At 62.9% G+C, this 14,142-nt stretch carries 7 protein-coding genes, 1 tRNA gene and 2 rRNA genes; 3 read left to right on the top strand and 7 right to left on the bottom strand.

The genetic code is table 11. The features are described from left to right. Positions 1-18 precede the first annotated feature (18 nt). From ACZ522_RS10640 to ACZ522_RS10655, 4 genes are all read right to left on the bottom strand, one after another. Positions 19-2,938, bottom strand: a 23S ribosomal RNA gene (locus ACZ522_RS10640). A gap of 212 nt (positions 2,939-3,150) precedes the next feature. Continuing rightward, a tRNA-Ala gene (locus ACZ522_RS10645) sits at positions 3,151-3,222 on the bottom strand. Between the two features lie 102 nt (positions 3,223-3,324). Further along, positions 3,325-4,796 (bottom strand): 16S ribosomal RNA (locus ACZ522_RS10650). Together the 16S and 23S rRNA genes with 1 tRNA gene alongside form the textbook arrangement of a ribosomal RNA operon. Before the next feature lie 779 nt (positions 4,797-5,575). Then, entirely contained in the window at positions 5,576-5,890 is a 315-nt protein-coding gene (locus tag ACZ522_RS10655; RefSeq protein ID WP_092538572.1) for a non-histone chromosomal MC1 family protein, read from the bottom strand. A 229-nt stretch (positions 5,891-6,119) separates the two neighbouring features. On the opposite strand from ACZ522_RS10655, the gene ACZ522_RS10660 reads away from it, so the two are divergent. Together ACZ522_RS10660 and ACZ522_RS10665 are read left to right on the top strand one after the other, a co-directional pair. Beyond that, a complete protein-coding gene (locus tag ACZ522_RS10660; protein WP_006055708.1) occupies positions 6,120-6,317 on the top strand; it encodes a hypothetical protein in 198 nt (65 codons plus the stop codon). Between the two features lie 70 nt (positions 6,318-6,387). Continuing rightward, positions 6,388-7,449 carry a quinone-dependent dihydroorotate dehydrogenase gene (locus ACZ522_RS10665; protein ID WP_379699819.1) on the top strand — a complete coding sequence of 354 codons (1,062 nt, stop codon included), beginning with the start codon at positions 6,388-6,390 and terminating at the stop codon, positions 7,447-7,449. Between the two features lie 61 nt (positions 7,450-7,510). On the opposite strand, the gene ACZ522_RS10670 is transcribed toward ACZ522_RS10665, so the two are convergent. After that, positions 7,511-10,114 carry a valine--tRNA ligase gene (locus ACZ522_RS10670; protein WP_379699817.1) on the bottom strand — a complete coding sequence of 868 codons (2,604 nt, stop codon included), beginning with the start codon at positions 10,112-10,114 and terminating at the stop codon, positions 7,511-7,513. A gap of 167 nt (positions 10,115-10,281) precedes the next feature. Between ACZ522_RS10670 and ACZ522_RS10675 the strand changes: the two genes are divergently transcribed. Further along, positions 10,282-10,731 carry a pyridoxamine 5'-phosphate oxidase family protein gene (locus tag ACZ522_RS10675; RefSeq protein ID WP_379699815.1) on the top strand — a complete coding sequence of 150 codons (450 nt, stop codon included), beginning with the start codon at positions 10,282-10,284 and terminating at the stop codon, positions 10,729-10,731. 6 nt (positions 10,732-10,737) lie between these two features. Here ACZ522_RS10675 and pheT read toward each other — a convergent pair whose 3' ends face one another. Both pheT and pheS read right to left on the bottom strand, forming a co-directional pair. Then, positions 10,738-12,483 (bottom strand): phenylalanine--tRNA ligase subunit beta, encoded by a 1,746-nt coding sequence (gene pheT, locus ACZ522_RS10680; protein ID WP_379699812.1) that lies wholly within the window; start codon positions 12,481-12,483, stop codon positions 10,738-10,740. Continuing rightward, on the bottom strand, positions 12,483-13,988 hold the full coding sequence (gene pheS, locus ACZ522_RS10685) for a phenylalanine--tRNA ligase subunit alpha (RefSeq protein WP_379699809.1): 1,506 nt from the start codon (positions 13,986-13,988) through the stop codon (positions 12,483-12,485). The genes pheT and pheS overlap by 1 nt, the downstream gene beginning before the upstream one ends. Positions 13,989-14,142 lie beyond the last annotated feature (154 nt).

Raw genomic sequence — 14,142 nt, forward strand, 5'->3', positions numbered from 1 at the left:
GGTGGGTCCGATGCAGTATGAGTATGGCTTGGTCTGTTAGTGCTCGCGGGCTGAACGTCTCGTTGCCTCGACGCGTACACCCCGAGTCTATCGAACTCATCTTCTATGAGTGACCTCGGTGGAATCTCTTTTTCATGTGGGTTTCGAGCTTAGATGCGTTCAGCTCTTACCCCGTGTCGCGTAGCTGCCCGGCAACTGCCCTCTCGGACAACCGGTACACCAGCGGCGACCAGACGTAGTTCCTCTCGTACTATACGTCCGTTCACGTCAGATTCCTTAACACCCCCAATAGATAGCAGCCGACCTGTCTCACGACGGTCTAAACCCAGCTCACGACCTCCTTTAATAGGCGAACAACCTCACCCTTGCCTGCTTCTGCACAGGCAGGATGGAGGGAACCGACATCGAGGTAGCAAGCCACCGGGTCGATATGTGCTCTTGCCGGTGACGACTCTGTTATCCCTAAGGTAGCTTTTCTGTCATCTACGGGTCCCATTGAGGAACCTCGTAGGTTCGCTAGACCACGCTTTCGCGTCAGCGACACTCGTTGGGAATGTCACTGTCAGACTTCCGTGTGCTCTTGCGCTCTTCCACGGGTTTCCGACCCGCGTGAGGAAATCTTTGGGCGCGCTCGATATCTTTTCGAGCGCGTACCGCCCCAGTCAAACTGCCCGGCTACCGGTGTCCTCCTCCCGGAGTGAGAGTCGCAGTCGCCGACGGGTAGTATTTCAATGATGACTCGGCGGCCCGCTAGCGCGGGTGCCTGCGTAACGTCTCCTACCTATGCTGCACATCGGAGACCACGTCTCAGCGACAGCCTGCAGTAAAGCTCTATAGGGTCTTCGCTTCCCCTTGGGGGACTCCAGACTCCGCACTGGAACGTACAGTTCACCGGGCCCAACGTTGGGACAGCGACGCTCTCATTGATCCATTCATGCAAGCCGCTACTGAAGCGGCAAGGTACTACGCTACCTTAAGAGGGTCATAGTTACCCCCGCCGTTGACGGGTCCTTCGTCCTCTTGTACGAGGTGTTCAGATACCCGCACTGGGCAGGATTCAGTGACCGTACGAGTCCTTGCGGATTTGCGGTCACCTGTGTTGTTACTAGACAGTTGGAGCGTCCGAGTCACTGCGACCTGCTCGGTCAGGAGCAGGCATCCCTTATCGCGAACTTACGGGACTAATTTGCCGAATTCCCTAACGTCGGTTGATCCCGACAGGCCTTGGCTTTCTCCGCCTGAGCACCTGTGTCGGATCTCGGTACGAATACCATGCTCGTCTTTTCACGGGCTCTAGGTACCGTCAACTTGCGCTATCCCGCGCTTCGTTCGCTTCGTGCCGTTACGGCATCCACGAACTTCCGCGGTTCGACCGGGCGAAGGCCCGGCTTGACGTTTCCCAAAGCGTCGACTTTCACTGCATGGTAGCACTGGAATATTAACCAGTTTCCCTTTTGTCCTGCTCGAATTACGACAGGACTTAGGATCGGCTAACCCTCGGCTGAGTGGCAGTGCCGAGGAACCCTTGCTCTTGAGGCCGTCGGGGTTCACACCCGACTATCGCTGCTACTGTGACCAGGATTTTCGTTACTGCGCGGTCCACTCGAACTCTCGCCCGAGCTTCCACCCGCACAGAATGCCAGCCTACTAGGTCAGACGTATTGTCTGCTGCTAGGTCTCGGTGGTGGATTTGAGCCCCGATCATTTTCGGCGCCCCGAACCTCGGCCGGTAAGCTGTTACGCTTTTCTTAGAGGGTAGCTGCTTCTAAGCTCACCTCCCGGCTGTTTAGGGCTCGGGACAACCTTCGGTCGCACTTAATCCACACTTGGGGACCTTAACCCAGCTCTGGGTTGTCTCCCTCACGGACCACAAGCTTACCCCGCAGTCCGGACTCCCAGCTTCGACGGCGTGTGCAAGTTCGGAGTTCGACAGGGTGGCCGACTCCTCTCGGAGGCGGGTCACCCAATCGGTCGCTCTACCTCGCACACTACCTCTGCTGAGGTCATGCTTCGACATGTTTCGGCTGGAACCAGCTGTTGCCGAGTTCGATGGGCCTTTCACCCCTACGCGCAGGTCACGGGAGGGTATTGTAGGACACCAACCCTAACGGACCTCCACGCACCTTTCGGCACGCTTCGTCCTGCCCCCGCGTAGATCACTCGGTTTCGGGTCGCACCCGATTGACTCCCCGCCTTTGAGGACGGCGGCCCTCGTCTTCAGAAGAAGACTGCGGCCATGTCGGTTTCCCTGCGCCTTCCCGGATGATCCGGTTAGACTTGCCAATCAAGTGCACTCCCTGGTTCGTTTTTCAAAACGTACGACGGGACACCGGCTTCCTTCAATTCCTACTGCACTCTCGCGAGTGGGTCGTTTTCTGAGGGACCTTGTATGCCTCGTCGCTCTATCGCCAGCTGATTTCAGGCCCTATTGCACCGCCCTGTTCGGGGTGCTTTTCAGCGTTCGCTCACGCTACTTGTTCGCTATCGGTCTCGAGGAGTGTTTAGTCTTCGCAGTCGATGCCTGCGAGATTCACAAGGGATATCCAACCCCTGCTACTCTGGAGCAACCTCGGGCTTTCGCGGACACGATACGGGGTTGTCACCCTGTATCACGCTCTGTTCCAAGAGACTTCTCGTGTCGTTGAAAGCCGTTATAGGATGTCCGTACACCACATGTCCTTGCGGATTCGGTTTGGACTGTGTCGCGTTCACTCGCCGTTAGTAACGACATCGCGGATTGCTTTCTGTTCCTGCTCCTACTAAGATGTTTCAATTCGGAGCGTTCCCCATTGCGCGCGGCAATTGCGGTGGAGATTCTCATTCGGAGATCCTCAGTTCTTTCCCTCCATGCGGGTCCCTGAGGCTTATCGCAGCTTGGCACGTCCTTCGTCGGCTCTCGAGCCGAGCCATTCACCAGCTGGCACAGTAGCCAGTTGTGTTTCGGACGTCCACTATCCCGATGAAACGGGTTCAGTGGGCGTCTGGATTGCACGTACATACGGTCGTCATCGAACTCCCCCAGGTGCGGCCCGGGGGGCTCGTCGAACCCTTCCTATCCGCGCTCTCGCGGGATAGTGCATCAGTTCTTTCGGGATTAACACTCAGTCCGTGCCCACACTTAAGGGACACGGATTGAGGTCAATCCTGAGATGGACCCGCTGGGATTTGAACCCAGGGCTTCCTCCTTGCAAAGGAGGCGCTCTACCACTGAGCTACGGGCCCGGTTAGCCTTGGTAGTTCTAAGGTGCCCGATTGGCGAGTGTCGAATGGCCACGGTGGACCAAGCGGGTGTGGGCCTGGCGCGACGGCCAGGTCCCGTGCGTTAGGAGGTGATCCAGCCGCAGATTCCCCTACGGCTACCTTGTTACGACTTAAGCCCCCTTGCGAAGCCCAGATTCGACCATCTTGCGATGGCCTCATCCGGACCTCACTCGGGTGCTTTGACGGGCGGTGTGTGCAAGGAGCAGGGACGTATTCACCGCACTCTTGTGAAGTGCGATTACTACCGAATCCAGCTTCATGAGGGCGAGTTTCAGCCCTCAATCCGAACTACGACCGAGTTTAGGAGATTAGCGTCCTCTTTCGAGGTAGCAACCCATTGTCTCGACCATTGTAGCCCGCGTGTAGCCCAGCCCATTCGGGGCATACTGACCTACCGTTGCCCGTTCCTTCCTCCGCTTTGGCAGCGGCAGTCCTCCTAATGTACCCAACCAGTCGAAACTGTTGCTGGCAATTAGGAGTGCGGGTCTCGCTCGTTGCCTGACTTAACAGGACGCCTCACGGTACGAGCTGACGGCGGCCATGCACCTCCTCTCTACAGCTCGTGACAAGGTCATCAACCTGGTCGTCATTACTGTAGTCGGGGCTGGTGAGATGTCCGGCGTTGAGTCCAATTAAACCGCAGGCTCCTCCGGTTGTAGTGCTCCCCCGCCAATTCCTTTAAGTTTCATCCTTGCGGACGTACTTCCCAGGCGGTTCGCTTCTCGGCTTCCCTACGGCACAGCACAGGCTCGTAGCCTGTGCCACACCTAGCGAACATCGTTTACAGCTAGGACTACCCGGGTATCTAATCCGGTTCGAGACCCTAGCTTTCGTCCCTCACTGTCGGATCCGTCTTCTCGAGGTGCTTTCGCCATCGGTGGTCCGTCCAGGATTACAGGATTTCACTCCTACCCCAGACGTACCCCTCGAGCCTTCCGGTCCCAAGCCAAGGAGTTTCCGCCGGACGCCCATCCGTTGAGCGGATGGATTTCCCGACAGACTTGCTTGGCCAGCTACGGACGCTTTAGGCCCAATAAAATCGGTCATCACTCGGGCTGCCGGTATTACCGCGGCGGCTGGCACCGGTCTTGCCCAGCCCTTATTCCTGTACCTTCCTACGGTACAGAAAAGCGAGGACTATATGCCCTCGCACTCGGAGTCCCCTTATCGCACTTGCGTGCAGTGTAAAGGTTTCGCGCCTGCTGCGCCCCGTAGGGCCCGGAATCTTGTCTCAGATTCCGTCTCCGGGCTCTTGCTCTCACAACCCGTACCGATTATCGGCACGGTGGGCCGTTACCCCACCGTCTACCTAATCGACCGCAGCCGCATCCTGCAGCGTCGGAACCTTTCCAGTTCCCGGCACTCCAGCCTGGGAACCTTATGAAGTATTGGCCTCAGTTTCCCGAGGATATCCTTCTCTGCAGGGTAGCTTGACCACGTGTTACTGAGCTATTTGCCGCGAGTCTGAACTCGCACGACTAGCATGGCTAAATCGGACTCCGATAGCAATGACCTCCGGCAGGATCAACCGGAATGTTCCTGGCCCAGAGGGCCAGGGGGTGGCGGGATTTCGCTCTCAGAGAGAGCGGAATCACCAATATTGCTTGGTCCGTTGTGGTATTCGACGACACCAATCGGGTGTCACCGAACTACCAAGGCTAACATCAGATTCCATCTGTACGGCGGACCGCAGGGGTGGAATCCTCATGTCTTTCGGACTTCAGGGTAGGACGTTCGAGGCCTTAAGGGCCTCGGTTCGTCCTGGGTTCCCGGCCGAAGCCGGGAGGGTGGTGAAGTCCGATTGCGGACGGGGTTGAACCGCCCGCGATCGCGGTGTGTCGTTCGCATTATTCCGAAATGCCTTCGACCACTTAAGGCCGTCGTCTCGGATTGTCCGTGAGTGCGAGTCGCACTCGGGAGATCCGAGTCGATGCCGTGGTGGGTTGGGCGTTCGGACGGTGGCGGCCCGAGGGCGTCCCGGGCTGCCTCTGCGTATTTCTACGAATGCCCCGGTTACATAAAAGGCCGTCGAACCGAACCCGCATCGTCATGCGGTTTCATATCTCGGCCGGCGATAAATGATGTGGCAGCGTCCCGACGCTCCGGAACGCCGCCGCTGGCGGTATCGAAATGTCGCGCGGTAGGAGGCCGGTCGGTCATCCCGCGCGTCTCGCGTTCGGTCTGACCGGGTGTTGGCCGCGCGTGTCGAGGTGGCGGCGGCAGACGGATAGCCGTATCGGAGCGACCGCGACTACCGGAGGCGCGCACGCTCACGTACGCAAAGAAAACCGTCAGTCAGAACGTCCGGCCGAAACTACTCTTCGAGGTGCTTGATCCCCTGTTTTGAGACGTTACCTTTCGTGATGTCGCCTTCCATCCACCCCGGTTTGTCGTCGGGTGCTTCGTCGGACCACGCCCACGCGTCGAAGATGTGGACCTTGTCGGTTCCCTTCTCGCGGAGGCGAATCTCCGTCGCGTTGGACTTCGCCTCCTCCTCGGAGCCGTGTGGTTCGAGTCGTCGCGCGGCCTTGAGTGCGGCCTGGCGGGGCATGCTGCCGGAGAACACGCTCGACTCTGTACCGTCCTCCTCGCGCATCACGAAATTCCGCTTACCGTCCTCGCGTACCATGGTTTTACTCCTCCATGGCAACCGAACACATGGTCCGGCTTAAATATATCGGCAAAATGAGCGTCCCGCGGCGGGATAGTTATAAACCCACCCCCCCGAGAGAGGCGAGGCGAGCATCCGTTCGAAATCGACGGGCCCCCGCGCCGTCTTCCGTTCGGCCGCCCGGCCTGAAAGCGCGTAGACAACACTTATGTATATCCTACGGCGAACCTTCGACTAGACACCCCCGATGGTTCGGAAAAAGAAGCTCAGCCCGAGTGGCGCGAAAGACGAGAACGGTGAGTACCACAACGTCCACGTGAACCTTCACGAGGACGAACTCGCCGTCGCGGGCATGGAGATCGGTGACGAGGTGTTCGTTCGCGTCCGAGACGGCAAGATAATCATCCAGAAGGCCGACCCCGACGAAGTCGAGCACGACTTCTGACCGCGATGACTCGGACGCAGACGCGACCGTCCCGAACTCGACCCCGGGCGACCGGCGCGGGTGGGAGCCGATGATTCGGGGCGCGTACGCCGCACTCAAACCTGTTCTTTTCTCGCTTCCGCCCGAGACGGCGCACGGCGCGGTCCACGGCGCGCTTCGAACGGTACAGCACACGCCCGTCGAGGACGCACTCCGCCGACGTCTCCGCGTCGAGGACGAGAGACTCGCGACCGACGCCTTCGGTCTCTCGTTCGACAACCCGGTGGGCGTCGCCGCGGGGTTCGACAAGAACGCGGAGGTGCCCGTCGCCCTCTCGGCTCTCGGCTTTGGCCACGTCGAAGTCGGCGGCGTCACCGCGGAGAGACAGCCCGGAAACCCGCGGCCCCGGATGTTCCGACTCCCCGAGGACGGGGCCATCATCAACCGCATGGGCCTCAACAACGAGGGTGCCGACCGGGTCGGCGAACGCCTCGCGTCGGGGCCGACGCCCGACGTGCCCGTCGGCGTCAACGTCGCCCTCTCGGAATCGACGCCCTCCGAGGAGGCCCCCGAGGACTACCGCCACACCTACGAGCAGGTCGCCGACGGCGCGGACTACCTCGCCGTCAACGTCTCCTGTCCCAACAGCGAGGGGATGCGCAACCTCCAGAACCGCGACTCGATGGAGGCCATCCTCGAAGCCCTCGTCGACGCGGGCGCGTCGCCCTTGCTGGTGAAAGTTTCCCCGGACCTCCCCGAACCCGCCGTCGAGGACGCCCTCGAAGTCGTGGACGAACTCGACTTGGACGGCGTCATCGCCACGAACACGACGACGGACCGCCCCGAGGGCCTCCGCAACCCCAACAGGGTCGAACGGGGCGGCCTCTCGGGCAAACCCATCGAGTCGCGGGCGACGGACCTCGTTCGGTTCATCGCCGAGCGAACCGACGTGCCGGTCGTCGGCGTCGGCGGCGTCTCCGACGCCGAGGGCGCGTACGCGAAGATTCGCGCCGGGGCGAGCCTCGTGCAGTTGTACACCGGCCTCGTCTTCGAGGGGCCGACCCTCGCGCGCGACATCAACGAGGGCTTGCTCGAACTACTCGAACGCGACGGGTTCGACTCGATAGACGAGGCCGTCGGCGCGGACCGCTGAGACGGACGCACCGTTTCGACGCGGCTATCCGCGCGAACGAAAAGAGAGCGCGACCGACGCCTCAGTCGCGGACGACGATGGGCGTCTCGCCCGCCTCGACCATCTCGCCCTCGCCGGAGTAGCGCCGTTCCTCGTTCACCTCGAACATCTCCGCGTCGAGTTCGACGCCCGCGGCGCGGAGCGTTCCGTTTTCGACGTCGTAGTCGCCCTGCGCGATGGCCGACTCGATGTCGGAGACCTGACTCCCGAACTCGGGGCCGACGAGCGAGTAATCGAGGTCGACGCCCGTGACGACGGACTCTATCTCGGGCCGGTCGTCGAACGCCTCCAGCGTCTCGACGTGCATCACGCGGCGGATGTCCTCCTCGAAGCCGGCGATGTCGCCGTACACCTCCACGGTGTCCAAGTCGGCGTTCATCGACAGTTGGTTGTCGCTCTTGTACTTCCGAAGCGCGCCGACGACGTCCATCGCCGTCTCGCCCGCCGCGACGTCGGCGTCGAGTCCGAGCGGTTCGGGCCACGAGGCGCGGTGGACGCTCGACTCGGCGTCGTGCATGTCGCGCCACAGTTCCTCCGCGGCGTGCGCGAGGATGGGCGCGAACAGCTTGACGAAGCGGCGGTGCGCCGTTTCGAGCGTGTACGCCGCGGAGTCGTCGCCGCCGTCGCGGACTCGCTGTTTCGCGATTTCGAGGTAGTCGTCGCAGAACGTGTGCCAGAAGAAGCTCCGAACCCGGTCGCGGGCCTTCGAGAACTCCCGGTTCTCCAACTTCTCGGTGACGAACTCGATCTCCCTGTCGAGCGACGCCAACAGCCAGCGGTCTATCTCGCGCAGGTCGTCGTGGTCGAACTCCTCGGGCGCGTCCTCGGTGAGACTCTCGACGAGTTTCGAGGCGTTCCACAGCTTCCGCAGGAGTTTCTCCCCGGCGCGGAGGCCCTTCTCGGAGTACGGCAGGTCGTCGCCGACGGCGCTTCCGGCGGCCCAGTAGCGCGCGGCGTCGACGGGGTACTTCGAGACGACTTCGTCGGGGGCGACGATGTTCCCCTTCGACTTCGACATCTTCTCGCGGTTCTGGTCCAGCACCATCCCGTTTATCATCACGCTGTCGAACGGCACCTCGCCGGTGTGCTCGTAGCACTTGACGACGGTGTGGAACAGCCAGAAAGAGATGATGTCGTGGCCCTGCGGGCGGACGTCGAACGGGTACAGTTGCGGTCGCTCTATCTCCATCTCCTCGCCGTTCCAGTCCCACCCGGCGTTGATGAGGGGCGTCAAAGAGGAGGTGGCCCACGTGTCGAACACGTCGTCCTCGGGGACGAGCTCGTCGTGACCGCACTCGGGGCAGGTGTCGACCGGCGGGTCGTCAGAGAGGGGGTCCACCGGCAGGTCCTCGCGGTCGGCGACGACGACGTGTTCGCACTCACCGCAGTACCAGACGGGGAACGGGATGCCCGAGGAACGCTGTCGGGAGATGGACCAGTCCCACTGGAGGCCCTCGATCCAGTTTTTGTACCGCGTGAACATCTTCTCAGGGTACCAGTCCATCTGCCGCCCCGCTTCGAGGTACTCGTCGGTCTTGTCGAGCAGTTCGATGTACCACTGGTCTTTGACGAGGAACTCGACGGGCGTGCCGCAGCGTTCGTGGACGTTCACCGTGTGGGTGATGGCGCGGCGGTCGAGGAGCGACCCCTCCTCCCCTAAGTCCGCGACGATCTCCTCGCGGGCCTCCTCCGAGGAGAGACCGGCGTACTCGCCCGCCACGTCGGTCAGCGTGCCGGACTCGTCGATGGCGATGCGGAGGTCCAGGTCGTGTGCTTGGTACCACTCGATGTCGGTCTGGTCGCCGAAGGTACAGCACATGACGATGCCGGACCCCGTCTCCATGTCCACGCGTTCGTCGGCGATGACGGGCACCTCCTGCCCGAACAGCGGAATCTCGGCCGTCTCGCCGACGAGGTACTGGTTCTCGTCGTCGTCGGGGTGGACGAAGACGGCGACGCAGGCGGGGAGCAGTTCTGGACGCGTCGTGGAGATGACGAACGACTCGTCGGACCCGGCGACGCCGAACTCGATGTCGTGGAAGTGGCTGTCCCGTTCGTCGTCCTCGGTTTCGACCTGCGAGATGGCCGTCTCGCACTCGGGACACCAGATGGCGGGCGCGCGCTGGCGGTACTCCCGCCCCTGGTCGTACAGGTCGATGAACGACAGCTGCGAGATGCGCTGAACCTCCGGCGAGATGGTCTGGTACGTCTCGTCCCAGTCGATGGAGATGCCGAGGCTCTGCATCTTCTCGGTGAACTCTGCCTCGTACTCCTGACAGACTTCCCGGCACATCTTCTGGAACTCCCGACGCTCGTAATCTTGGTGTCGAACGTCGAGTTCGTCCTCGGTGAGTCGCTCCGAGGCGATGCCGTTGTCGTCGTATCCGAACGGGAAGAACACGTCGTTCCCGCGCATGCGGTTGAACCGCGCGACGAAGTCCTGCAGGGTGAAGCCGTATACGTGGCCCCAGTGCAGACTCCCGGACACCGTCGGCGGCGGCGAGTCGATGGAGAAGGCGGTGTTCGGGTCTACCGACTCGCCGCGGTACGCGTACGTGTCCTCGTCGACCCACCTATCCTGCCACTTCGCCTCGACGGCCTCCGGGTCGTATTCTCCGCTCGGCATTATCGGTCGAATCTACTGCGTGGACCGCTGTTAAACAACTCGGTTGTGGGACACGGAGCGACGCGAAACCGCGCTCTCGCAGGCGGCGCGCCCCCCTCCGTCGCCCGCCCGGATCTGTCCGACCGCGTGAACTCGTCGTTATCTCTCGCGCACGCGTACCGGACGGTATGCAGGGCATCCGATGGGTACAGATGAGCGTCGACGAACGGAACGCGTTCCTCGGACGCGGCGGCACGGGCGTCATCGCCTTCGCGGAGGGACTCGAAGCGCCTCCGTTCACGATTCCCGTCTCCTACGGCTACGACGCCGAGGACGAGAGCTTCTACTATCGACTCGCGTTTCCGCCGAGCAACGCGAAGTCGGGCGTCGTCGAAAGACAGGTTACCTTCGTCGCCTACGGCGAAACCGAGGCGGGGTGGCAGAGCGTCGTCGCGGCCGGAAGGCTGGAGGACCTGAGCGGCGCACCGTACGAGTCCAGCGCCGTCCAGAAGTTGTGGGCAGTGCAGATTCCCGACGTGGACATATTCGACCGGCCGAGAGAGGAGATACCGTTCAGGGAGTACCGACTCGTCCCCGAGCGAATCACCGGCAGGAAGGAAGTCAAAAGGGAGGTGTGAGGGGTGTTACCGTAGCGCGTTCAGGTCGAACTCAAACGCGGCGACGGGCAGTTCCAGGTCGTGTTCGACGAGGACCTTCGGGTGAACCTCCCCGACGACGCCGACGTCCTCGCCGTCTACGACGACGGAGGCGACGCGGCCGTCGATGAACGACGGGTGCGCCGTCTCGGGCGTCTCCAGTTCGACGCCGAAGTCGCTACAGAGCGCCTGCAGGCGCGCTTTCGCGTCCTCGTACGTCGCGTCGTGGCGCGCGAGGACGGCCGCGACGTGCCGCCGTTCCCGCACCCGCGTGTTCATGTCGTCGTCGCGTTCGGCCACGAAGCCGATTTCCGCGAGGTCCTGCGGGTACGCGCGGTGGGTGTTGTTTTCGAGGACCATCATCAGGGAGGGGATCGCCCACGTCCGGAGGACGGTGTAGTCCTCGCTGTACGGTTCCGTGATGCGCGCGGGTTCGCCGCCGCCCAACACGTCCGCGCCCTCCTCGACGTTCATCCGCGTGGTGAGGGCGTCCTCGTTCGTCATGTGGAAGTTCAGTAGATCCTCGAAGCCGAGGCCGACAAGCGAGTTTCGGGCGGCGTCTTCGAGGCGGGAACGCTCGTGGCGTTCGCCGACGGTGCCCACGTCGGGGTACCGCGGTTCGAGTTCGTTGAACCCGTAGGCGCGGCCCACGTCGTCCACCAAGTCGAGGGGGTGGAGCACGTCCACGCGGTACGGCGGGATGGACACCTCGTAGATGGTGCCCTCGTCGTCTCCGTCCGCGTCGGTGTCCGTCGATTCGTCCTCGGCGAGTTCGACGCCCAGACCCGACCGCTCGAACAGGTCCGCGGCCTCTCGTTCCTCGAACTCGACGCCGAGCATCGTCTCGATTCGGTCGTGAGAGACGCGCTTCGTCTCCACCTCGAAGTCCGGGCGGAGGAGCGTCTCGTTCGGGTACTCGACTTCCACCTCCTCGATGGTCGCGCCCCGAGCGCTGAGGGCGTAGCAGATGATGCTGCACATCCGGTCGATGGTCCATTGGTCGGTGCCGGTGAGTTCCACGAGCAGTTCCCGCGAGTCGGTCGAAACCTCCGTCCGGCGGCCGTTGATGACCGGCGGGAACGAGAACAGGCCGAGTTCGTCGTAGATGGCGGGGTAGCGGTCGTACTCCGACACCAGGTCGGCGTACTCGCGTCCGGTGGCGTGTTCCTCCAGAACCTCGGCGGGCGACAGTTCCGCGTCGCTGTCGAGGGGGACGAACGTGTCGCCGTCGGGGTCGATGCCGGTGTAGGTGATGGAGTTGCCGCCGCCCTCGTCGCTCAGCACCTCGCCCTTGATCATCGTCAGGTCGTGGATGCCTATCGCGCCCTTCGCGCGCTGTCGGCCCATCGTCGCGTGGAGCTTCTCCTGCAACTGGATGAGCGAATCGAGGGCCTCGTCGTCCAAGTCGACGCCGCGGATTATCGCGCCCGTGACGTACGGGCGTTCGTCCGGCACGTCCTCGTCCACGACGAACGTGTAGTCGGGGTTGTTCGTCTTCGGGACGTAGACGCCCCTGTCGTCGCCGTACTGGTAGCGGAGCGACCGGGCGACGCCCTCCACGGAGAGCCTATCGAGCCTGTCGGGGCCGAACTCCAATTGGAACGCGCCCTCCTCGGTTTCGCCTTCGAACTCCAGTCCGAGGGCGAACAGGTCGTCTACGAACTCCTCGTCGGACTTGTCCTCGTGGCCCGTCAGTCGCCGGAGTTCCTCGGGGTGAACGTCTACGACGGGCATTATCGGAGCACCTCCATCTCGCGGAGCAGTTCGAGGTCACTCATCGTTCCGTGCACGTCGCGGATGTCGTCGAAGCCGTACATGAGCATGAGCAGTCGTTCCAAGGCGAGACCCCACGCCATCACGTCGCAGTCGACGCCGAGGGGTTCCAGCACCTCCTCGCGGAACATGCCGGAGTTGCCGATTTCGATGAGTTCGTCCGTCTCGGGGTGCCGTCCGAACAACTCGAACGACGGTTCCGTGTAGGGGTTGTAGTGCGGTTTGAACTGGAGGTCGGTGATGCCGAACTGGCTGTAAAACTCCTCGAAGGTGCCCATCAGGTCGCGCACCGAGAGGTCCTCGGCCATCACCCAGCCCTCAATCTGGTAGAATTCGAGGAGGTGCGTCGGGTCGAGCGTGTCGTTTCGGTACACCTTCTCGACGGAGAAGTACCGCTGGGGCGGTTCGAGTTCGCCGACTTCGTGCCCCGAGAGGTAGCGCATCGACAGCGAGGTGGTGTGCCCGCGCAGGGCGACGGCGCGCGCGAAGTCCTCGGACCACGGCGAGTGGTAGCCGTCGCCGTCCGGGCCGACGCCGTTTCTGTGGGCGTCCTCCACCCGGTCCACTAAGTCCTCGGGCAGGTCCCGGATGGGCGGCACGTCGAGGGCGAATCGGTCCCAGTGGGTCCGCGCCGGGTGGTCCTGCGGCATGAACAGGCAGTCGTTGATCCAGAAGTCCGCGTCGGCGTGCGGCCCTTCCATCTCCTTGAACCCCATGCCGGTGAGCACGTCCTTCACCCGGTCCGCGGTCTGTCGGAGAATGTGCGTCTTGCCGCCGCGCACCTCGGGCGCGTCGGCTTCGACGTTGTACTCGGTGAACTCCACGTCCTCCCACTCGCCGGAGGTGAGCATCTCCGGCGTCAGGCGGTCTACGGTCTCTGCGACCTCGACGCCCTCCATGAGGAGCGTCACGCCCTCCTCGGAGAGGAGGACGGAGCGAACCGTCTCCTCGCGGCGGTTCACGAGGTTGCGGGAGACCAGTTGGTCGAGAACGTCCTCGTCTGAGACGGCGTCACCCTGCGCCAACGCCGCGAGTGCGAGCGCTTCCGGGTCCTCGGCGGCGTCGGCGTCCGGGTCGGCGGACAGTTCGCCGCTCTCTATCTCGCCGTAGCCCTTCCGGCCGAAGTTCGCGAGGGCGATGTCCACCTCGGGTCCGTCGAGGCCAGAAGAGCCGATGACGCGGCCCATCTGCACCGGATCCTCGCCCGCGCCCGCCTCGATCGCGGCCCGATAGAGGCGCACCTCCGGCAGGCCCGACTCCACGTAGTCGCGGCCCTCCTCGGTGAGTTCGTACTCCACGTCCTCCGTCTCCTCGACGTCGAGGTAGCCCTCGTCGCGGAGTTCGAAGGCCGCCTGCGTCACCGTCTCCGGTTTCAGGCCCGTCTCCTCGGCCAGTCGGTCGATGGTCTGTTCGTCCGTCGCGCTCGCGGCGTTCAACACCGCGACCTGTGATTCGGGAAGTTTCATGTCACGTCCTGCGTTCGCGTCGGTCGTTGCCGCGTCTACCGAGCGGCGGTCATTAGCAGTTCCGAAGACGGCGGGCCGACGCGCGGCCCGCCTCGGACCGGTTCGGACGGTTTCGCCCCCGACCGGCCGCCGCCCCGAGCGTTCGCCCGGCGGC

The sequence above is a fragment of the Halopelagius fulvigenes genome, assembly GCF_055398025.1.

Coding starts and splice junctions, on each gene's coding strand:
- ACZ522_RS10665 (WP_379699819.1), top strand. CDS start 6,388: ATGATTCGGGGCGCGTACGCCGCACTCAAACCTGTTCTTTTCTCGCTT.
- ACZ522_RS10660 (WP_006055708.1), top strand. CDS start 6,120: ATGGTTCGGAAAAAGAAGCTCAGCCCGAGTGGCGCGAAAGACGAGAAC.
- pheS (WP_379699809.1), bottom strand. CDS start 13,988: ATGAAACTTCCCGAATCACAGGTCGCGGTGTTGAACGCCGCGAGCGCG.
- ACZ522_RS10655 (WP_092538572.1), bottom strand. CDS start 5,890: ATGGTACGCGAGGACGGTAAGCGGAATTTCGTGATGCGCGAGGAGGAC.
- pheT (WP_379699812.1), bottom strand. CDS start 12,483: ATGCCCGTCGTAGACGTTCACCCCGAGGAACTCCGGCGACTGACGGGC.
- ACZ522_RS10670 (WP_379699817.1), bottom strand. CDS start 10,114: ATGCCGAGCGGAGAATACGACCCGGAGGCCGTCGAGGCGAAGTGGCAG.
- ACZ522_RS10675 (WP_379699815.1), top strand. CDS start 10,282: ATGCAGGGCATCCGATGGGTACAGATGAGCGTCGACGAACGGAACGCG.